Below are 19,952 nucleotides of genomic sequence, written 5' to 3' on the forward strand. Positions count from 1 at the left end.
GAACAAAGCTCAGATGCGCGCGGCACCAAGCAGTTCGTCGACGAGGGCGCTGCGGTCAGCCTGCTCAAGGAAATCCTCATTCGCGCGCAGCAGATTCATTCTCAGGAAGTTGAAAATGTAATCGTAGTCGTTGGTCAGGAGATTGGGGTGGATCGGGACCATCTCGAAAACCGTTCGCGCCAGCGGCTCGGGGATTTCGCGCACCGGCCGCGGCGGACCGATCTGCGTGGCGGCGAGGCGCTGACGTGTGAGTTCGGCGGCGTCCTCCCAGAAAGAGGGGGCCGAGCCCTCCGGAACGGCATATTTGGAGAAGCTTGCCAGGGCCACTTTTTCCAGCGCCGCCGGCAGACCCCGCTGGCGCAAGCCGGCAGGTTCGCGCAGCGCGCCCTCCACCATTTCCGCCACGATGGCATAGCACGCAGGGTAGGCGCGCCAGCGTGAATGGTTGAGCGCCGCCTGGAACTCCTTCTCGCTGAACAGCTTCTGCCAGTAGACCCCTGCCCTGACGCGGCAGAACTCGACGATGCTTTTCTGCGCCAGGAAGGCGGCGCGCGAATCCATGAAGTCAGCCAGTTCGCCGACGCTGCCGATCGGCTGCGGCTTGCGCAGGAACTCGGGCAACAAATCGTTCAGCAGGCCCATGGCGCTCTCCCTTCGGTTTTGTTCCAACCGATGTTAACCGTTTAGCCTCCGTCACGCCGCACCGCCAGCCCTCTTACGCACCAAGTTCCTCTCACCGATTCTCCAGTCCTCCCACCGATTCTAAAGTCGTATGAACAGCAGCGGCAAGAAGTGTTACTCCTATAAAGTTACGGTCGGCTGATTCTATACCTGGCCGCAACATATGCCGGAGGACTTCCGCGCTAGCGGAAGAGGCAAGCTTTAAACGGCGCCTTGCGCTCGAGACGGTTCGCAAGCTGCCAACCAAGGGAGGTTCAACGCTATGGCGACGCCAGACCGCGTAAGTTATTGGAACAAGACCAAGAGTCTCATGTTCGTCATGCTGGGACTGTGGGTGTTCTTCGGTTACGTCATCCACATGTTCGTGGAGCAACTCAACACCATCGTCATTTTTGGCTTTCCGCTCGGTTTCTACATGGCCGCTCAGGGCTCGCTCATCGCCTTCGTCGTCATGCTGTTCTGGTTCGCACGGCGCCAGAACGCGATCGACGAAGAGCATCATGTCAATGAAGAATGATTGGGGGGGCTTCAATGGCTAACACGACAGCGACTACGGCAGGCGGAGGCGATTTCACCTCCAACCTCGGCCGCATCTACGGCATCTACACCGGCGGCTTCATAGCCTTCATCATCCTGATGGCTATCTTGAGCGCCTTGGGTGTCGAAAACGTTGTAATCGGCTACCTGTTCATGGGCTTTACCATCGTCATCTACGCGGTGATCGGCGTCCTGAGCCGCACCATGCATGTTGGCGAATATTACGTCGCCGGGCGGCGCGTGCCGGCGCTCTACAACGGCATGGCGACCGGCGCCGATTGGATGTCGGCGGCTTCCTTCATCGGTATGGCCGGTTCGCTCTACCTGCTCGGCTATGACGGCCTCGGCTTCGTGCTCGGCTGGACCGGCGGCTACGTGCTCGTGGCCATCCTCGTTGCACCCTATCTGCGCAAGTTCGGCGCCTACACGGTTCCCGACTTCCTGTCGGCGCGCTATGGCGGCAATCTTGCCCGTCTGATCGGCGTGGTCGTTCTGTTCTCCTGCTCGTTCACCTATGTGGTCGCGCAGATTTTCGGCACCGGGCTGATCTCGGCCCGCTTCCTGGGAATCGACTTCAACGTCGCAGTCTATGTCGGCCTCGCCGGCATTCTGGTCTGCTCGATGCTCGGCGGCATGCGCGCCGTCACCTGGACGCAGGTCGCACAGTACATCGTGCTGATCATCGCCTATCTCATCCCTGTCATCTGGATGTCGACGGTGAAGACCGGCGTGCCGATCCCGCAATTGATGCAGGGCCAGGCGCTGGCGAACATCACCGCGCTTGAGACGGCGCAGGGCATCACGGTGCACCACATCACGCCATTCGTGCATGGTGGCTATGATGCCAAGAACTACTTCCTGCTGATCCTCTGCCTGATGGTCGGAACGGCGTCACTGCCGCACGTCCTGATGCGATACTTCACCACCCCGTCGGTGCGTGAGGCGCGCGTTTCGGTCGCCTGGTCGCTGCTGTTCATCTTCATCCTCTACTTCACGGCGCCCGCCTATGCGGCGTTCGCCAAGTGGACGATGCTCGACCTGGTGGCGTCCGGCCTGACGCCTGAAAACATCTCGGAGAAAGCCGGATGGATGATGCGCTGGGCCGCTGCCGACAATACGCTCGTGCAGATTTGCGGCAAAGCGGCGACAGACACCGCGGCGATCGTCGCGGCCTGCGCCGAAAAGGGCGTGACGGCACTTTCGTTTGCCGATATCAACCTCAACGCCGACATGATCGTGCTGGCCACGCCGGAAATGGCCGGCATGCCTTACGTCATCTCGGGCCTCGTCGCCGCCGGTGGTCTTGCCGCCGCGCTGTCGACGGCGGACGGCCTGCTGCTGGCCATCGCCAACGCGCTCAGCCACGACATCTACTACAAGATGATCGACCAGAACGCGCCGACGTCGCGGCGTCTGATCGTGTCGCGCATCTTGCTGGTTATGGTCGCGGTGCTGGCTGCTTACGTCGCATCGACCAAGCCGTCGGACATCCTGTCGATGGTGTCGTGGGCGTTCTCGCTTGCAGCCGGCGGGCTCTTCCCAGCCCTGGTGCTCGGCGTTTGGTGGAAGCGGGCCAATTCGGCTGGCGCTGTCGCCGGCATGATCGCTGGCTTCGGCATCACCATCTTCTATCTCGTCATGACGCAGTACGGCGCCGACTTCGACAAGGCGACGCCCAATATGGAACTGTGGTGGGGCGTGAAGAACATTTCGTCGGCGGCCTTTGGTCTGCCGGTGGGCTTCGCCGTGATGATCATCGTCAGCCTTCTCACCAAGGCGCCGTCCCGGGATATGCAGGATTTCATCGAGGAAATCCGTGTGCCTCGCGGCAAGCAGATGATGGAAGAAAAGATCGCCTGATCTCGCATAGCGATCGGCGCTCGAGGCGGGGTCCGGCGACGGACCCCGCTTTCATTTCGGGGGCGTCGCTGGCATAACGCGGCGCCGCCGCTCCTTGGAAAATCCACATGAACGATTTCTGGTCTTACTGGTATTTCCACCTACCGAATTTCATCCTTGCCGCGGTGATGTACACGCTGATGGGGCGTCTCCTGCTCGGCCTCTTCGTGCCCGAAAGCTGGGACAACTACATCTGGCGCTTCTTCAAGACCGTCACCGACCCATTCCTGCGGATCGTGCGGACCGTCACGCCGTCGATCCTGACCCAGCCGGTTGTGATCGTCTTCAGCGTGCTCTGGCTTATGGCCTTGCGCATCAGCTATCTCGTCTTGCTGATCAATTTCGGCATCGCGCCGATGACTTCACAGGGGGGTTGAGGCGATGGACAGAAACGCTCTTGTGCCTGTCATGGCGGTCGCAATCGTCAACGGTATCTTTTCGCCTTGGGTGCTGATGGTGTTCCTGTTCTATCCGGTTTGGTATCCGGCCTGGGCGCCCCCCCTAAGTCAGATCGTCTACATGGCAAGTGCGCTGATCCTGTCGACGATAACCATCATGCTCGCCGGCGTGCCGGCCGCGCTCTATGAGCGCTGGTCGGCGCAGCCCAGAAGCATCGTCGTTTCGTCTATCTGGCTTGCCGGCACGGTTTTGTTGACGCTGCCGGCGCTGCCGAATGTGGTGCGGGCGCTAAGCGGCGGCTGAGATTTCCCTTCGGCTCGGGTCGGATCAACCGGCTTTCAGCCAGCGGGCAGCGGCCGTGTCCTCTGGGCGCGTGTTGAACGTTGAAGGGGAAGCGGGGTTCCGGCCACGGCCATATTGCCGTGGTGTGCAGTTCATGACCCTCTTGAAGGCCGTGCTGAAGGCGCTTTCGGATTCGTAGCCGAGCGACAGGGCAATGACGGAAATTGGGTCGCTGGAATTTGCCAGCCTGTCCCCCGCCAACAGCATTCGCCAGTTCGTCAGGTACTCCATCGGCGACGTCCCAACCATCTCCTTGAATTTCAGGGCAAAGGTCGATCGCGACATGCCGGCACGCTCCGCCAGCTCCTGCAACGTCCAGCGATGCGCCGGATCGTCGTGCATGGCGTTGATCGCAGCAGCCATCTGTCTATCTGCCAGCGCGAAGAACCACCCAACGCCACCTCCCAGCCCTTCCGCCAGATGCAGGCGCAAGGCCTGAACCAGCATCATGTGGGCGAGGTGTTGCGCGACCAGGAAACCGCCCGGCTGCGGCTCGTGCAGTTCCTGCATCATCCGCTCCACCGACCAGCGCAGCGCCGCCTGATCCGTTTCTTTCCGGATATGCACGATGGGCGGCAGCATGCCCAGCAGCATGCCGGCATGATTGCCACTGACAGCGAAGCGGCTACCGACAAGAAAGAAATCACCGCCGCCATTATACGTCACGACGCCGCCAGCCCGCGCGGGGGGAAAAATCGTGCCGGCTCCGACAGGCGTCAAAGTCATGTCGCTTGCGAGGCGGAAAGGCCGCCCGCTCGGCAGCACGAAGCAGTCCCCCTTCTCCAGCCGCACCGCATCGGCAACACCTTCCACGGTGAGCCAGCACCCGCCGGAAACCACAGCGTAGCATTTGATAAGTTCGTGCTGATCGGAGAACTGGATTGACCAGTTTCCCCCTGCATCGAAGCCGGCGGACACATAACTGCGTGGCTTAAGCAGCGACAGCACATCTGAGAGCGGATCCATGGGCCTCCCGGACGATTGCGAAGATAATACGGACTTTACAGCATAGATCGCATTTCCTCAACAGGCTATTTTATAACAACGTCTCCGACAATGTGGAAACATCTGAAGTAATAATCAAATTCTTGAAATATTCATGATGGCATAGTCGTGGATGTCTACGGATAGAGCGGATAACGTTGCCATCATCACTGGAAGAAATCCGATGATTGCGCCGGTTAAGGGAACAATAGCCATGACAGCGTTCACGATCAATGGACGGGCGGTGGATCTCGCCGCCGAGCCAGATACCCCGCTTCTATGGGTGATACGAGAGCATCTGAAACTCACCGGCACCAAATTCGGCTGCGGCATCGCGCAATGTGGCGCCTGCACCGTTCATGTCGACGGCGAGCCGACGCGCTCCTGCATAACGCTGCTTCAGGACGTGGCCGGAATGGAGGTGACGACAATCGAGGGCCTGTCGCCGGATGCCAACCATCCGCTGCAGCAAGCCTGGATCGCCGAGCAGGTGCCGCAATGCGGCTACTGCCAGTCCGGGCAGATCATGCAGGCGGCGGCACTCCTCAAGAGCAACCCCAACCCCACCCGCGATCAGATCGTCGAACACATGGACGGCAACATCTGCCGCTGCGGGACCTATGTGCGAATCATCAGCGCCATTCAACGCGCCGCACGGGAGGCCTGAGCCATGACCGAGACATTGCAGCTGCACACCAGAACGTTGTCGCGGCGCAGCTTCCTCATCACCGTTGGCGCCACCGGCATCGCGGTTGCGTTCGGAGGCCTGCTCCAGGACGCCTCTGGCGCCAGCATTGCGCCGACGGTCGAGGGCAGTTACCGGCCGAACGCCTGGCTGGCCATCGCGGCCGACGGCACCGTGACCATCATGTCACCCGCATCCGAGATGGGGCAGGGTATCATGACGACGCTGCCGCTGCTCATCGCCGAGGACATGGACGCCGATTGGCACAAGGTTCGCGTCGTCCAGGCTCCGTCCGACGCGGAAAAGTACGGCAACCCTGGCTTTTACGGCGTACAGCTCACCGGCGGCAGCGAATCCACGCGGGGCTATTACACAATGCTGCGCCTGGTCGGCGCCCAGACCCGCAAGATCATCCTGGCGAGTGCTGCCGCCATGCTCAACGTTCCGGTGAGCGAACTCACCACGGAGCCCAACCGGGTCGTGCACGCGCGGTCGGGCCGCTCGCTGGAGTATGGCGAAGTCGCCGCGGCCGGCGCGCTTCCGGATCCGCTGCCGCAGGCGACCGACGCCGATCTGAAGCCGAGCGATCAGTGGCGCTATATTGGAAATCTGACGGTACCGCGTGTCGACATACCCTCGAAGGTCGACGGCACGGCGATCTTCGGCATCGACGTGCAGCTTCCGGACATGCTGTACGGAGCGGTGCTGCGGGCGCCCGTTCAGGGCGAACAGCCGGAAACCATCGACGATGCCGAAGCCATGGCCGTGCCGGGCATCACGCACATCGTGCCGCTGCCTTACGGCGTCGGCATCATCGGCGAAACGGTCGAGGCGACGAAGCGGGCCAAGGATCTGCTCAAAATTGTGTGGACCACGTCGTCGCGGATCCGAAGCTACACCAGCGATCGGCTCTTGGAAGAGTATCGCCGCATTGGCCGCGACCTCGCTCAAAGCGGCGTTAGCGCTGCCACGGAAGGAGATGCACAGACCGCGATCTCGAAGGCCGCAACGGTCATCGAGGTCGATTACATGAGCGACCATGTTCACCATGCGACCATGGAGCCGATGAACGCCACGGCGCTCGTGACGGGCGATACGGTTGAAATCTGGGCTCCGACGCAAGGCCCAACAGGCACCCAGGGCTTTGCCGCGGAGGTGGTCGGCACCACCCCTGACAAGGTCAAGGTGAACACCACCCTGCTCGGTGGCGGCTTTGGTCGCAAAGCCGAGGCCGACTTCATCATCGACGCCGTGTCGCTCGCCAAGGCGGTCCAAGGCCGCCCGGTCAAGGTCATCTGGAGCCGCGAAGACGACGTCCAGCATGGCAAGTACCGGCCGCTCGAAGCGCAACATGTGCAGGTCGGGCTCGACGGCGACGGCAACATTATCGGCTGGCGGCATCGGATCGTGGCGGATTCCATTTTTGCCCGCACGATGCCTCAACTGTTCGAGAGCGAAGGTGGCCACGACAGTGTGGTGACCGAGGGCGCGCATTTCAACTATGCCGTCCCTGCGCATCAGATCGAGTATATCCGTAGGGATAATGGCCTGGACATAGGCTTCTGGTTCGGGGTCGGCGTTGGCTACACCAGGTTCGGCATCGAATGTGTCATCGACGAAATCGCGACCGCCAAGGGGGTCGATCCTGTGGCGCTTCGGCTGGAGCTCCTGAAGGACCAGCCGCGGGCGCGCAAGGTCATCGAGACCGTCGCCCAGATGGCGGAATGGGACCGCCAACGCGACGGGCGGGCGCTGGGCGTCGCCTATTCCGATGCCTTTGGCTCCCACTGCGCTGAGATCGCCGAGGTCTCGCTCGACCGCGAGACCGGCGAGATCCGCGTGCACACCGTGTGGTGCGCTGTCGATCCGGGAATAGCCGTACAGCCACGCAACATCGAAGCGCTGATGATTACCGGGATCACAGGCGGCGCCAGCCATGCGTTGTTCGAGCAGATCAACATCGTCGATGGCCAGGTGCAGGAAACGAACTTCGACACCTATCGGGTGATACGCATGTCCGAGGCACCCGATATCAACGTCACCGTTATTCCAACGCCCGAGGGACCGATCGGGGGCATCGGCCAGGTCGGGCTGCCGCCGATTGGTCCGGCGATCGCCAACGCGGTGGCGCGGCTCACCGGCGGCGTGCGGCTCCGGCACTATCCGTTCCTGCCGGAGCGCGTGCTGGCGGCGCTCAACGCCTGAATTGGGAGGTGCTCACCCTCGCCCTCGTTGCGCTCATGGCGGTCGTCTGGATGATTCAAGCGACCGCCATCGACCGGGAACGCGAGGGCGATCTATCCCGTCGATCGCGAAATGCGGTCACGACACGAAGTGAGAGATCCATATGATCGTCGTCACCACACCTACAGGCAGCATCGGCCACCAAGTCCTCGAGATTCTCCTCGGCAGCGGCGAGCCTATCCGGGTGATCGCGCGCGACCCCTCCCGTCTGTCCTCGCACACACGCGAGCGCGTCGAGGTGGTGCAGGGGTCGCACGGCGACATCGGCATCGTCAACGAGGCGTTCGCTGGCGCCGACGCCGTGTTCTGGCTGGTGCCCCCAAACGTCCACGCCGAGAACGTCGAGGCAGCCTATGTGGATTTCAGCCGGCCGGCATGCGACGCGATCAAGAGCCAGGGCGTGAAACGGGTGGTCGCGGTGTCGGCCCTTGGCCGCGGGACGGCGGTGGCCGGGAAGGCCGGACATGTGTCGGCATCGCTGGCAATGGACGATCTGATTGCGAGCACGGGCGTGAGCTACCGGGCGCTGACGATGCCTTCGTTCATGGACAACATCTTGCGCTTCGTTCATGGACAACATCTTGCGCCAGGTGGTGCCGATCAAGAACCAGGGCATGTTCTTCTGGCCAATCTCCGGGAACCGCAAGCTCCCTACCTGCGCCACCCGCGACATTGCCGCTGCCGCCGCCAAGCTGCTGCTCGACCCCACCTGGAGCGGACAAGACCGTGTCCCAATCCTCGGCCCAGAGGACCTGTCCTTCAACGACATGGCGCAGATCATGTCGCAGGTGCTGGGAAAACCAGTACGCTTTGAGCAGGTCTCCTTCGAGGCATTCAGAGCGGGTTTCATCGAGCGCGGCGCCTCCGAGGCTTTCGCGCAGGCCATGGTCGACATGCTGGAGGCCAAGAACGAGGGCCTCGACAATGCCGAGCCGCGTACACCACAGTCCACCACACCCACCAGCTTCCGCCAATGGTGCGAGGAAGTACTGAAGCCCGCTGTCGCCAGCTAAGGACCCGGCATTTCGCCTGGCTGTTAGCGTTCTTCCCGGCGAAACGGTTTGAGCAACGCCGAAGGAGCGACGGCGTTGCGAGACATAACCGCCATGGCGACGATGGTGAAGATGAAGGGCAGCATCAGGAACGCCTCATAGGGAATGTGGCCGAGCCCGCTCGCCTGCATGCGCAATTGCAAGGCATCGACGAAGGCGAACAGCAGTGCGGCCCCCGCCGAACGCCAGGGATCCCAGCGGCCGAAGACGACGAGCGCGATCGCCACCCAGCCGCGCCCCGAGACGAGGCCGAAGGTGAAGGCGTTGAACTGCACCATCGACAGGAAGGCGCCGGCCAGCCCCATCAAGGCGCCGCCGAGGATCACCGCCTGGAAGCGCGTGGCGATGACGCCGACGCCGGCCGAATCGGCGGCACGCGGATTTTCGCCTACCATGCGCACCGACAGGCCCCATGGTGTCCGGTAGAGAACGAAGGCGGCCAGGGGAACCGCAAGGATCGCCATGTAGACCAGCGAAAACTGATTGAACACCGCCGGCCCGAGCACCGGGATGTCGGAGAGAACAGGGATCGGCAGCGTTTCGAAACTCTTGATGCTCGGCGGCACCGATTGCTGGCCGAAGATCAGCCGGTAGAGGAAATAGGCAAGCCCCGATGAGAACAGCGTGACACCGATGCCGCAGACATGCTGGCTGAGGCCGAGCGCCACCGTGAACAATGCATGCAGGGCACCCATCAGCGCACCGGTGACAACTGCCGCCAGCACGCCGAGCCACAGGCTGCCGCTGAGGTTGGTCGCGGTGAAGCCGGTCATCGCCGACAACAGCATGATGCCTTCGATGCCGAGATTGAGCACGCCGGCCCGCTCGGAGAACATCTCGCCCAGCGTCGCAAAAGCCAAAGGCGTGGCGATGCGGATGATCGCAGCGAGGAAGCCGACCTGAAAAATCTGTTCGAGCACCACGCTCATTTGACTGTCCCCACGCGGCGGATGCGGTAGGCGGTGAACAGCAGCGCCACCAGCATGGCGAGCAGCGCGGTTCCCTGGATGACGTCGCTGAGGAAGGCCGGAACGCCGGTGGCCCGCGACATCGCCTCGGCACCGGTCATGACCGCCGCGAGGAAGAGCGCCGCCGGCACCACGCCGAGCGGATTGAGCCTCGCCAGCATGGCAACGACGATGCCGGAATAGCCATAGCCCGGCGAGATGTCGCTCATCACCTGGAAATGCACGCCGCCGACCTCGCCGACGCCGGCAAGTCCGGCGAGCGCCCCGGACAGCAGCGCCGTCGAGATCAGCACGCGCTCGACATGAATGCCGCCATAGCGCGCCGCTTCGGGGTTCTCGCCGATGATCCTGATCCTGAAGCCGAGCGTCGTGCGCGCGATCAGGAACCAGATGACCGGCGCAGCAAGGAACGCCGCCACGACCCCAAGATGCAGCCGCGTGCCTTCGAGCAGCACCGGGAAATTCGCCGAATCCTCGATCGGCGGCGAGATCGGGTAGCCGCTGAAACTGTCTTTCCACGGACCCTCGATCAGCGCCATCAGGGCATAGAAGATGACCGAGTTGAGCAGCAGCGAGCTGACCACGTCATCAACCCTGAATTTTACGCGCAGCGTCGCCGGCACCAAGGCGATCGCAGCGCCGGCTGCAGCACCCGCCACTGCCATGAGAAGTATGGCGAGCGGCCCCGGCATCGGGATGGCGCCGACCGCGCAGCTCGCCACCGCACCGGCCAGCAACTGCCCCTCGGCGCCGATGTTCCAGAATTTGGCGCGGAAGGCGACGGCGACGGCAAGCCCGGTGAAGATCATCGGTGTTGCACGCACCAGCGTTTCGGTGATTGCGTAGCTGTCGCCGAGCGACGCCGAAAACATCACGCCATAGGCCTCGATCACGCCGGCGCCAGCCAGTGCGATCAGACCGCTGCATAGCACCAGCGCTGCCCCGATCGCCAGCAGCGGCAGAGCGAGATTGAACCAGGCGGGCGTGTTGGTGCGGGCTTCCAAGCGGAACATCAGCCGTGACCCTCCGCCCCGGTCATCATCAGGCCGAGCCGCGCGATGGTGGCGTCGGCGCTGGCGAGCGTGCCGACGATGCGTCCCTCGTACATTACCGCGATGCGGTCGCAGAGCATGAGCAGCTCTTCGAGATCCTCGCCGAGGACGATGATACCGCAGCCCTTGGCGCGCATGTCGAGGAACTTTTCGTGGATGAAGCGCGCCGCGCCGATGTCGAGACCGCGCGTCGGCTGCGACACGATCAGCACCTTTGGGTCGAAGGCGAGCTCGCGCGCCAGCAGCGCCTTTTGCAGATTGCCGCCGGACAGCGCTCCGGCCCGTGTCATCGGCCCGGGGCAGCGTATGTCATAGGCCTTGATCTGCGCCTCGGCGAAGGCGCGGATCGCGTCGGGCCTGAGCAGGCCGTTGCGGCTGAACGCGTCGGTGCCGATGCGCGGCAGCACCATCGAATCGGCGAGCGGCAGGTTGGTGACCAGCCCGGTCGTCATGCGGTCTTCCGGAATGCGCCCGAGACCGAGCGCTTGCACCTCGCGCGGCGAGAACCGCGAGACAATCTTGCCGGCTATGGTCATCCGGCCGGCATCGGGCGCACGAACGCCGGAGATCACCTCGGCCAGCGCCCGCTGGCCATTGCCCGAGACACCGGCAATGCCAAGGATCTCACCGGCTCGCACAGCAAGCGACACGTCACGCAGCGCCATGCCGGAATGCCGCGACGTCGAGATATCGTCGAGCGTCAGCACCGCGGCACCCGGCGTCGATGGTCCCCTGGCCGGCGGAACGATCTCGTGGCCGCACATCAGCCGCGCCATCTCCGAGGACGTCGTGCTGGCAGGCGCGTCGACACGGCCGGCAACGCGGCCATGCCGCAGCACCACGCAGCGATGGGTCAGCGCCCTGACCTCGTTGAGCTTGTGCGAGATGAAGATGATGCCGAGGCCCTGGGCCGCCATCGACCGCAGTGCCGAAAACAGCCCGTCGACCTCTGTCGGCGCCAGCACCGCCGTCGGCTCGTCGAGGATCAGCAGCCTTGCGCCGCGAAACAGCGCCTTGACGATTTCGAGACGCTGCTGCTCGCCGACCGAGAGTGCCGAGACGGGAAGGTCCGGATCGAGCGTGAGCCCGTGCTGCCGGCCGATCTCCCCCAGCCGCGCCAGCCCGCCGGCGCGATCGATCCGGCCCGACTTTCCGGGAATGCCGATCAGCAGGTTTTCCAGCACCGAAAGCCGCGGCGCCAGATGGAAGTGCTGGTGCACCATGCCGATGCCGGCGGCAAGCGCATCGGCCGAACTGTTGATCGTCACCGGACGGCCCTGAACCAGGATCTCGCCGGCATCGGGCGCATAGGCGCCGAACAGCACGTTCATCAGCGTCGTCTTGCCGGCGCCGTTTTCACCCAGCAGCCCGAGAATTTCACCGGGTGCCACGCTCAGATCGACGGCTTCGTTTGCCTTGACGGCGCCGAAGCTCTTGGAGATGCCGCGCATTTCGATGAGTGGGGCGGGCCTCGGCACGGGTGCTCCTGATCGGAATTGGCTCTACGATTCAGCTTTGATCGACGGGATGCGCCGCACCCCCCTCTGGCTTGCCGGCCATCTCCCCCTCAAGGGGGGAGATTGGATGTCACTTCGGCTTTCGCAGATCGTCAACGCTGAAGAAAAGGCGCTGTCCGCGAAGCTGCAAATCTCCCCCCTTGAGGGGGAGATGGCCGGCAGGCCAGAGGGGGGTGCGACAAGCGCCAGATCCCCAAAAAAAAACAGCGCTCTAATCCGAAACCGGCGTGTTCTCGTCGACATCGACGCGGAAATTGCCGTCTAGGATTTCGGCCTTCCTCTTCTCGACCAGCTCCTTGACGTCAGCAGGCAGCGTCTTGTCGAACTTGTGGTAGGGCGCCAGAAAGGAGCCGCCCTTGGCCATGCGCGAGAAATCGCCGTAATCCTGCGCGGTGAAGACACCCGCCTTGACCAGCTTGATCGCGTGCTCGACCGTCGGATACATGTCCCAGACCGGGCCGGTGATCACCGTGTCCGGGCCGAGGCTCGACTGGTCGGACATGTTGGAGATGGCGAGGATTTTCCTCTCGACCGCCGCTTCGATGACGCCGAAGCGTTCGGCATAGATCACGTCGACGCCGGCGTCGATCTGGGCGATCGCCGCTTCCTTTGCCTTCGGCGGATCGAAGAAGGAGCCGATGAAAGCGACCTTCCTCTTGATATCAGGATTGACCTCCCTGGCACCGGCAAAGAAGGCGTTGACCAGCCGGTTGACCTCAGGAATGCCCATCGCCGCGACGGCGCCGATCGTGCCTGATTTCGACATCTTTCCGGCGATCAGGCCGGAGAGATAGGCCGGCTCGTGGATCCAGTTGTCGAAGACTGCGAAATTCGGCTCGGCCGGCCCGGCGCCGGAGCCGAACAGGAAGGCGACCTTCGGGAACTGCTTGGCGGTTCGGCGGGATTCGCGCTCGGCGGCGAAAGCATCGCCGAGAACCAGCTCATAGCCGCCTTGCGCATATTCGCGCATGACCCGGCTGAAATCGGCCGATTGCACCTTCTCCGACCATTTGTATTCGATGCCGAGTTCCTTCTCGGCCCTCTGCAGGGCGACATGGATCTGGTGGTCCCATGGCTCCTCGATCGGCGTGGCGAAGATCGCCGCCACCTTCAGCTTCTTGTCCTGCGCCAAGGCACTGCCCGGCAGCATGGCTGCTGCCAAGCCTAGCGCGCCCAGCTCCAGCACATTGCGTCGCGAAAGTCCTTCGCGTTTCGATTGGATTTTGCTCTTCCCATTTTCCATTGCATGCCCCTCTGATTGACGCCGTGTCGAGCCGGCTGTTTCTTTGAATTATCAGCGAGGGAACTATGGAACGGCGTCCGACCTTTGTCCACATGGTCAAATTTGCCGGGAAGCTGCAGCTGGCCGCGCCTCGTGGCGGCGACCGTTGATTGCAGTTTGTTTTACAGCCTTTCCAGCGCCACGGCGATGCCTTGGCCGACGCCGATGCACATGGTGGCGAGCGCATAGCGGCCGCCGCGCTCGCGAAGCTCCAGCGCCGCGGTGCCTGATATGCGCGCACCCGACATGCCGAGCGGGTGGCCGAGCGCGATGGCACCGCCATTCGGATTGACGTGCTCCGCGTCCTCGGCAATGCCGAGTTGGCGGAGCACGGCGATGCCCTGGGAGGCAAAGGCTTCGTTGAGCTCGATGACGTCGAAATCTGTTGGCTTCAGGCCGAGCCGGGCACACAGCTTCTGCGTCGCCGGCACAGGACCGATGCCCATGATACGTGGCGCCACGCCGGCGGCCGCGCCTCCAAGAATGCGGGCGATCGGCGTCAGGCCGTATTTCTTCACCGCGGCTTCCGAGGCAACGATCAGCGCAGCGGCGCCATCGTTGACGCCCGAGGCATTGCCGGCCGTGACCGTGCCGTCTTGCCGAAACGGCGTCGGCAATTTCGCCAGCGCCTCGAACGTCGTACCGGCGCGGGGATGCTCGTCCTTCGAGACGATAACCGGATCGCCCTTGCGCTGCGGGATCGTTACGGGAGTGATCTCTTTCGCCAGCCGGCCATTGGCTTGCGCGGCGACCGCCTTGTCCTGGCTGCGCAGGGCGAAGGCATCCTGGTCCGCGCGGGAGATGGCGTACTCTTTTGCGACATTCTCACCGGTCTCCGGCATCGAATCGACGCCATACTGCTTCTTCATCAACGGATTGACGAAACGCCAGCCGATGGTGGTGTCGTGGATCTCGGCATTGCGCGAAAACGCCGTCTCCGCCTTGGGCATGACGAAGGGAGCGCGGCTCATCGATTCGACGCCGCCTGCTATCATCAGCTCCGCCTCGCCCGCCTTGATGGCGCGCGCGGCGATGATGACGGCATCCATGCCCGAACCGCAGAGGCGATTGACGGTCGAACCCGAAATCTCCTTGGGCAGTCCGGCGAGCAGTAGCGCCATGCGCGCCACATTGCGATTATCCTCGCCGGCCTGGTTGGCGCAGCCATAGACGACGTCGTCGATACCAGCCCAGTCGATGCCGGGGTTGCGCTCGACCAATGCCCTTAGGGGTATCGCGCCAAGATCGTCGGCTCGGACCGACGCCAACTGCCCACCAAAGCGCCCGATCGGCGTGCGGATGTAGTCGCAGATATAGGCCTCGGCCATCTATGCAGCTTTCTCTTTTCCGGTTTCCTTATACGCCGCCCTGCTACGGTCCCGCCCGCTTTCGCTCAGTGCTTGATACGGTCGCGCATCGCATACCAGAGCATGCCGAGCACATAAAGCGGACCGCGCAGCGCCGTGCCACCAGGAAACGGCATTGGCCTCAGCGTCGAAAACAGATCCAACCGCGAAGCGTCGCCGGTGATCGCCTCGGCGAGCAGCTTTCCCGACAGCGTCGACAGGATCACGCCCTTGCCGGAATAACCATGCGCAAAATAGACCTCGCCATAGTGGCCGACATCCGGCAGGCGCGATGTCGTCACCGAGACGAGCCCGCCCCAGGCATGGTCGATGCGGCGACCGCGCAATTGCGGAAAAGTGTTTTCCATATGCGGCCGCACGAAGCCAGCAATGTCGGCTGGCGGCGACGGCGTGTAGCGCTCGCCGCCACCGAACAGCAGGCGGCCATCCGCCGACAGCCGGTAGTAGTTGACCACGAAGCGCGTGTCGGAAACGGCCACATTGCTTGGGATGACGTCGCTCGTGTCGTCCAGCGGCTCGGTCGCGATGATGTAGTTGCCGACCGGCATGATGCGGCTGTTGACGCGCGGCTCGAGCCCCTGGAGCAGGGCGTCGCCAGCCAGCACGACATGCCTAGCCCGGACCGAGCCCTTGGCCGTCGAAACCCGGATGGAAGGTTGCCGCTCCAGCCGCAGCGCCACCGAATTTTCGTGGATGGTGACGCCCGCCGCTGCCGCCGCGCGGGCAAGACCCAGCGTATAGTTCAGCGAATGCATATGGCCGCCGAGCTTCTCGTACATCGCGCCGTGATAGGGCGTGTTTACCATTCCGCGCGCCTGCGCTGCCGACAGCATCTCGATGTCATGAAAATTCATCACGGTGGCAAGGCACTCGGCCTCTTCTTCGAGGTCGCGCAGGTCGGAGCTATTGACCGCACCGGCGAGGTGGCCGGTCAGCCGGAGGTCGCAATCGATGGCGTGGCGCTCGATCAGGTCGAGCACCAGCCCGCGCGCCTCGAAGGCGAGGTCGAACAGCGCCCGCGCCCGTTCGGGCCCATAAGCTTGACCAGACCCTTGGCGCCCTTGCGCAGGCCGGGGATGATCTGGCCGCCATTGCGCCCGGACGCGCCCCATCCGATCTTGCCGCCCTCCAAGAGCACGACCTTCAGCCCGCGCTCGGCGGCATGAAGAGCCGCGGACAGGCCGGTGCAGCCGCCGCCGACCACCACCAGATCGGCGTCAACGTCGCCTTGCAGCGCCGGATGATCCGGAGCCGGATTGGCCGTCGCGACATAATAGGACTTGCCGATATCCAGGCCGGAGTTGAAGCCCATCATCAAACCTTGAGCAGCAGATGGTCGCGTTCCCAGCTCGTGACGACGCTCTGGAACAAGTCGAGTTCGACGCTTTTGACGCGCAGATAGGTCTGGAAGAAATCCTCGCCGAGCAACTCCCGGACCGGACTGCACGCGGCGAAACGGTCGAGCGCCTCCTCCATGGTTTTCGGCAGCGTGCTCTTGCTGCGATAGGCGTTGCCCGATGCCTCTGGCGAGCGCGAGAGCTTTTCCTCGACGCCGAGATAGCCGCAGAGCAGCGAGCCGGCCATCGCCAGATAGGGATTGGAATCGGCGCCGGGCAGCCGGTTTTCCACCCGACGGGCGGCGCGCCCACCGGCCGGCACGCGCAGGCCGCAGGAGCGGTTGTCATGCGACCACTCGATGTTGGCCGGCGCGCTGTGGTTCGGCCGGATGCGGCGGAACGAATTCACGTTCGGTGCAAACAGCGGCATCACCTCGGGAATGTATTTCTGCAGGCCGCCGATGAAATGCCCGAACATATCGGTGTCGGCATCATCACGCCCGGCAAACAGCGTATTCCCGGCCTCGTCGATGACCGACATGTGGAGATGCATGGAGCTGCCGGCTTGTGCTGCGATCGGCTTGGCCATGAAGGTTGCATGCATGCCGAATTCCTGTGCGGCCTGGCGCGTCAACCGCTTGAACAGCAGCACCTTGTCGGCCAGCGGCAGCGCGTCGCCATGCAGGAAATTGATCTCGAGCTGCGCCGTGCCCGATTCATGGATCAGCGTGTCGAGCGGCAGCCCGGCCTTTGCCGCGTAGTCGTAGAGCCGCTGGATCACCGGCTCGAACTCCTCCAGCGCCGCCATGTCGTAGGGGTGCTGCACGGTTTCGGAGCGGCCATTGCGCCCGACTGGTGCTGTCAGCGGCCGATCAGGATCGGGATTGGGCGCGGTCAGGTAGAACTCGAGTTCCGGCGCGACTACCGCCCGCCATCCGCGCTGGCGATAAAGATCGAGCACGGCCCTTAGGACATGACGCGGCGAGGCCATCCATGGCCGATCGTCCATGTGAAACGCATCGGCAAAGACATAGGCCCTGCCTGCTCCGGCGCCAGGCGCAAGGCAGAGCGTCGCAACATCCGGCACCATCCGCATATCGGGGTCCTGATAGCCAAAACCCTCGTCGTTGGAACCGGAATAGCGGCCGTCGATGCAGACCAGGAAGGCGCTGCTCGGCAGATAGAGCGCGCGATCCTCGAGTGACTTCAGCAGCTTGGCCGTCGGCAAGGTCTTGCCGCGCAACACGCCATTCACGTCCGGCACCAGGCACTCGACTTCCCTGATCCCCTGCTGCTCCAGCCATCCCTTCGGATCCTCCATTGGGGTCATTTGCGGTGCATCCGTTGTTGTGGTCTTGAGCATCAGGTCACGTCCTTACAAGGGCGAGAATGGCTTCGGCGGCGGCGTCGGTTCCCGGCGCCCGTGCCATGGTGGCCGCATTCTCCTTGAGACGAAAGCGCATTTCGCCGTCGGCCATTAGGCCAAGGATGGCGTTTTCCAGTTCATCGTCGCTCCAGCCATCGCGGCTGAGGTGACGGCCGACGCCGGTTTCCTCGGCACGTTGCGCATTGTCGTGCCCGTCCCAGCAATAGGGCATAATCAGCGACGGAACGCCGAAACGCAGCGCTTCGCAAAAGCTGTTGTTGCCGCCGTGATGGATGAAAAGGTCGGATTTCGCAACGACCGATGGCTGCGGAAACCAGGCATCGAGATAGACATTGTCCGGAACCGCGCGATAGGTGTCGCGCAGACCGCCGACATTGACGATGAAGCGGGCCGGAAGCCGGTCGAACACGGCGAGCATGCGCTCGATCAGCCCGACATCCATGGCGCCCAGGCTGCCGAAGCTGAGATAGACCAGCGGCCCGTCATTGCGCGGAAACACCGGCACGTCGAACGGCCCTTCCGAACGGACGCAACCTTCGAGATAGACGAAGCGGGCTGGGTCGAGCGGCTCGGCGCGTTCCCGCCGCACGATCGTCGGGGTCAGCAGCAGATTGAGGTCGGGCGAAGCTTCGAGAAAAAGACCCTTCGGCAAGGACGCAAGACCGGCATCCGCCCGAAGCCGGTTGAACCGGTCATGGGCCGGAGCGACCGCTGCCAGATAGCGGGCCTCGAAGGCTGCGCGGCTTGGGTCGTCGGCGGCGAGACCGGAAAGGTAAGGCGGTACATCGGCGTCGGGCAGCTCGGTTTCGGCGCAGGAGACGACGCGCACCCATGGGCAGCCGGCGGCAGCCAGCGCCGGAAACATGATGACATTGTCGAGCACGACCGCGTCCGGCTTTAGCCGCGCCAGCAATTGACGCAGCGGCGCCTCGGCATTGAGCGCAGTATCGACAATCGCTTCCCAGGTCGGTGCGACGTAGGTTTCGAGCTGGTCGATCGGGCTCAGCCTGAAATGCGGCAGATGCCGGCGCACGAAGGCCTGCCAATAGCTCTGGCGTTCGCTGTCGGTCAGCGGCTCGTCGGTCGGCAACTGGTATTCCTGAAAACCATAGTCGGCAAACACGCCGGAGAAGCCGGCATGGCAGATGAACACCGGCCGGGCGCCACGAGCGCGCAAGGCCTGCGCGATACCGACGCAATTGAGTGCGGCGCCGAAGCTCGCTTCGGGAAACAGCGCGATGGTCGGGCTGGCTTTGCGCGTCACTATGGTCCTCGTCAAGCCGGCCGGCTGATCATGCCGAACAATGCGGGGGCCCCGCGACTGGCCGCCTGCGGCCGCTGGCTGCGGGAAAGCCGCAAGTGGACGCGAAGCAGGTCGGCCGCAACCTCATACTGCCGGCTTTCCAATTGGTCGAGTATGGTCAGGTGCTCGCGTAGCGACTGCTTCAGCCGGAAGACGTTGACGCCGGCATAGGTCCCCGGCAGCCGGCGCAGTCTGAGATGGTCGGACAGCGCGTCGGTGACGAACCGGTTGGCGGCGCCATCGGCGATTAGGCCGTGAAAGTCGATGTCCAGGCGCTGGAACTCTCTGATATCGAATGCGGCGTCGGGCAGCGCCAGCAGCGCCTCCATGCCCTGGCGCAATGCCGCCGCGCGGGCCCCGTCCAGCCGGAAGCCAGGCGCCAGAATGGCGGCAGGTTCGAGCAGCAGGCGGAACTCGTAGCTTTCCCCTTGTGCCTCCGGATCATCGGGCGCCCGCCTGAACAGCCAGGACTGACCCGGCGCGCGGTCCAGAAGATTTTCATCTGTCAGTTTCTTTAACGCTTTTAGTACCGTCTTCCGCTCGGCATCATACCGCCGCATCAGCGCGCCGATGGTCACCGTCTGATCCAGCCGGCGCGCCGACCGATCACGCAGGATCATCTCCGCGAGCTCGTCCTCCTCGGTAACAGGCAGATCGGTGGCAAGAGTCGCCTGGCTGGTGAGGTCCACCGCAAGGCGGTAGCCCGATTCAGCCTCCCAGCGCACGACGCCTTTTTCGGTGAGCAGGCGCAATGCGGCCCGCACCGGAGTCCGCGAAACGTTGCAGAGGGAGGCGATCTGCTGTTCCGGGAGGTGGGCTCCGGCTTCGAAGCCGCGCTGCCGGGCCACATCCAGAATGCGCTGAGCGAGATCGAGATGGTTGGTGCGCGGTCGTCTGGCGGCGGCTTGCATGGCGA

17 protein-coding genes and 2 pseudogenes are annotated in these 19,952 nt (G+C 63.5%); 8 read left to right on the forward strand and 11 right to left on the reverse strand.

Features of this window, described 5'->3' with window-relative positions; all coding sequences use genetic code 11:
* Positions 1-9: 9 nt before the first annotated feature.
* Positions 10-642, reverse strand: coding sequence for a hypothetical protein (locus RPG13_RS04720; RefSeq protein WP_127288275.1), 633 nt, complete (start codon positions 640-642; stop codon positions 10-12).
* Positions 643-943: 301 nt separating this feature from the next.
* On the opposite strand from RPG13_RS04720, the gene RPG13_RS04725 reads away from it, so the two are divergent.
* The 4 genes from RPG13_RS04725 to RPG13_RS04740 all read left to right on the forward strand — a co-directional run bounded on the left by RPG13_RS04725 (position 944) and on the right by RPG13_RS04740 (position 3,819).
* Positions 944-1,198: a DUF4212 domain-containing protein gene (locus RPG13_RS04725; protein WP_095484984.1), complete on the forward strand. Its 255-nt coding sequence runs from the start codon at positions 944-946 to the stop codon at positions 1,196-1,198.
* Between the two features lie 14 nt (positions 1,199-1,212).
* Positions 1,213-3,078, forward strand: coding sequence for a sodium:solute symporter family protein (locus tag RPG13_RS04730; RefSeq protein ID WP_126104410.1), 1,866 nt, complete (start codon positions 1,213-1,215; stop codon positions 3,076-3,078).
* 107 nt (positions 3,079-3,185) lie between these two features.
* On the forward strand, positions 3,186-3,494 hold the full coding sequence (locus RPG13_RS04735; protein WP_095484982.1) for a YggT family protein: 309 nt from the start codon (positions 3,186-3,188) through the stop codon (positions 3,492-3,494).
* 4 nt (positions 3,495-3,498) lie between these two features.
* A complete protein-coding gene (locus RPG13_RS04740; protein WP_126104409.1) occupies positions 3,499-3,819 on the forward strand; it encodes a hypothetical protein in 321 nt (106 codons plus the stop codon).
* 24 nt (positions 3,820-3,843) lie between these two features.
* Here the strand turns inward: RPG13_RS04740 and RPG13_RS04745 are convergent, their stop codons facing one another.
* Positions 3,844-4,824 carry an AraC family transcriptional regulator gene (locus RPG13_RS04745; protein ID WP_126104408.1) on the reverse strand — a complete coding sequence of 327 codons (981 nt, stop codon included), beginning with the start codon at positions 4,822-4,824 and terminating at the stop codon, positions 3,844-3,846.
* A gap of 232 nt (positions 4,825-5,056) precedes the next feature.
* On the opposite strand from RPG13_RS04745, the gene RPG13_RS04750 reads away from it, so the two are divergent.
* The 4 genes and pseudogenes from RPG13_RS04750 (at position 5,057) to RPG13_RS34900 (ending at position 8,784) form a co-directional block, all read left to right on the forward strand.
* Positions 5,057-5,509 carry a (2Fe-2S)-binding protein gene (locus RPG13_RS04750; protein WP_337124503.1) on the forward strand — a complete coding sequence of 151 codons (453 nt, stop codon included), beginning with the start codon at positions 5,057-5,059 and terminating at the stop codon, positions 5,507-5,509.
* Between the two features lie 3 nt (positions 5,510-5,512).
* Positions 5,513-7,732: a xanthine dehydrogenase family protein molybdopterin-binding subunit gene (locus RPG13_RS04755; protein ID WP_337124504.1), complete on the forward strand. Its 2,220-nt coding sequence runs from the start codon at positions 5,513-5,515 to the stop codon at positions 7,730-7,732.
* 142 nt (positions 7,733-7,874) lie between these two features.
* Positions 7,875-8,261 (forward strand): annotated as a pseudogene (locus RPG13_RS04760) (NAD(P)H-binding protein); the annotation flags it as partial.
* Positions 8,262-8,385: 124 nt separating this feature from the next.
* Positions 8,386-8,784: an NmrA family NAD(P)-binding protein gene (locus tag RPG13_RS34900; RefSeq protein ID WP_442921328.1), complete on the forward strand. Its 399-nt coding sequence runs from the start codon at positions 8,386-8,388 to the stop codon at positions 8,782-8,784.
* A gap of 23 nt (positions 8,785-8,807) precedes the next feature.
* Here the strand turns inward: RPG13_RS34900 and RPG13_RS04775 are convergent, their stop codons facing one another.
* From RPG13_RS04775 to RPG13_RS04815, 9 genes and pseudogenes are all read right to left on the reverse strand, one after another.
* Complete coding sequence (locus tag RPG13_RS04775) at positions 8,808-9,752, reverse strand: ABC transporter permease (RefSeq protein ID WP_127205293.1); 945 nt, start codon at positions 9,750-9,752, stop codon at positions 8,808-8,810.
* Positions 9,749-10,804: an ABC transporter permease gene (locus tag RPG13_RS04780; RefSeq protein WP_337124505.1), complete on the reverse strand. Its 1,056-nt coding sequence runs from the start codon at positions 10,802-10,804 to the stop codon at positions 9,749-9,751. Before RPG13_RS04780 ends, RPG13_RS04775 begins: the two co-directional genes overlap by 4 nt.
* A complete protein-coding gene (locus RPG13_RS04785; protein WP_095484974.1) occupies positions 10,804-12,294 on the reverse strand; it encodes an ABC transporter ATP-binding protein in 1,491 nt (496 codons plus the stop codon). The genes RPG13_RS04780 and RPG13_RS04785 overlap by 1 nt, the downstream gene beginning before the upstream one ends.
* A 277-nt stretch (positions 12,295-12,571) precedes the next feature.
* Entirely contained in the window at positions 12,572-13,603 is a 1,032-nt protein-coding gene (locus tag RPG13_RS04790; protein WP_126104403.1) for a BMP family protein, read from the reverse strand.
* A 161-nt stretch (positions 13,604-13,764) separates the two neighbouring features.
* A complete protein-coding gene (pcaF, locus tag RPG13_RS04795) occupies positions 13,765-14,970 on the reverse strand; it encodes a 3-oxoadipyl-CoA thiolase (protein ID WP_126104402.1) in 1,206 nt (401 codons plus the stop codon).
* Between the two features lie 65 nt (positions 14,971-15,035).
* Positions 15,036-16,324 (reverse strand): annotated as a pseudogene (locus RPG13_RS04800) (NAD(P)/FAD-dependent oxidoreductase).
* Positions 16,324-17,709 carry a glutamine synthetase family protein gene (locus RPG13_RS04805; protein ID WP_337124506.1) on the reverse strand — a complete coding sequence of 462 codons (1,386 nt, stop codon included), beginning with the start codon at positions 17,707-17,709 and terminating at the stop codon, positions 16,324-16,326. The pseudogene RPG13_RS04800 and the gene RPG13_RS04805 overlap by 1 nt, the downstream one beginning before the upstream one ends.
* Before the next feature lie 4 nt (positions 17,710-17,713).
* Positions 17,714-18,997 (reverse strand): glycosyltransferase, encoded by a 1,284-nt coding sequence (locus tag RPG13_RS04810; RefSeq protein WP_337124507.1) that lies wholly within the window; start codon positions 18,995-18,997, stop codon positions 17,714-17,716.
* 11 nt (positions 18,998-19,008) lie between these two features.
* Entirely contained in the window at positions 19,009-19,947 is a 939-nt protein-coding gene (locus RPG13_RS04815) for a GntR family transcriptional regulator (protein WP_292648132.1), read from the reverse strand.
* Between the last annotated feature and the right edge of the window lie 5 nt (positions 19,948-19,952).

This window comes from Mesorhizobium sp. ISC15, assembly GCF_037162615.1.
GTDB lineage: Bacteria > Pseudomonadota > Alphaproteobacteria > Rhizobiales > Rhizobiaceae > Mesorhizobium > Mesorhizobium mediterraneum.

Excerpts from the sequence above, each read along its gene's own strand:
- RPG13_RS04720 (WP_127288275.1), bottom strand. The coding sequence starts at position 642 with ATGGGCCTGCTGAACGATTTGTTGCCCGAGTTCCTGCGCAAGCCGCAG.
- RPG13_RS04725 (WP_095484984.1), top strand. The coding sequence starts at position 944 with ATGGCGACGCCAGACCGCGTAAGTTATTGGAACAAGACCAAGAGTCTC.
- RPG13_RS04730 (WP_126104410.1), top strand. The coding sequence starts at position 1,213 with ATGGCTAACACGACAGCGACTACGGCAGGCGGAGGCGATTTCACCTCC.
- RPG13_RS04735 (WP_095484982.1), top strand. The coding sequence starts at position 3,186 with ATGAACGATTTCTGGTCTTACTGGTATTTCCACCTACCGAATTTCATC.
- RPG13_RS04740 (WP_126104409.1), top strand. The coding sequence starts at position 3,499 with ATGGACAGAAACGCTCTTGTGCCTGTCATGGCGGTCGCAATCGTCAAC.
- RPG13_RS04745 (WP_126104408.1), bottom strand. The coding sequence starts at position 4,824 with ATGGATCCGCTCTCAGATGTGCTGTCGCTGCTTAAGCCACGCAGTTAT.
- RPG13_RS04750 (WP_337124503.1), top strand. The coding sequence starts at position 5,057 with ATGACAGCGTTCACGATCAATGGACGGGCGGTGGATCTCGCCGCCGAG.
- RPG13_RS04755 (WP_337124504.1), top strand. The coding sequence starts at position 5,513 with ATGACCGAGACATTGCAGCTGCACACCAGAACGTTGTCGCGGCGCAGC.
- RPG13_RS34900 (WP_442921328.1), top strand. The coding sequence starts at position 8,386 with ATGTTCTTCTGGCCAATCTCCGGGAACCGCAAGCTCCCTACCTGCGCC.
- RPG13_RS04775 (WP_127205293.1), bottom strand. The coding sequence starts at position 9,752 with ATGAGCGTGGTGCTCGAACAGATTTTTCAGGTCGGCTTCCTCGCTGCG.
- RPG13_RS04780 (WP_337124505.1), bottom strand. The coding sequence starts at position 10,804 with ATGTTCCGCTTGGAAGCCCGCACCAACACGCCCGCCTGGTTCAATCTC.
- RPG13_RS04785 (WP_095484974.1), bottom strand. The coding sequence starts at position 12,294 with ATGCGCGGCATCTCCAAGAGCTTCGGCGCCGTCAAGGCAAACGAAGCC.
- RPG13_RS04790 (WP_126104403.1), bottom strand. The coding sequence starts at position 13,603 with ATGGAAAATGGGAAGAGCAAAATCCAATCGAAACGCGAAGGACTTTCG.
- pcaF (WP_126104402.1), bottom strand. The coding sequence starts at position 14,970 with ATGGCCGAGGCCTATATCTGCGACTACATCCGCACGCCGATCGGGCGC.
- RPG13_RS04805 (WP_337124506.1), bottom strand. The coding sequence starts at position 17,709 with ATGCTCAAGACCACAACAACGGATGCACCGCAAATGACCCCAATGGAG.
- RPG13_RS04815 (WP_292648132.1), bottom strand. The coding sequence starts at position 19,947 with ATGCAAGCCGCCGCCAGACGACCGCGCACCAACCATCTCGATCTCGCT.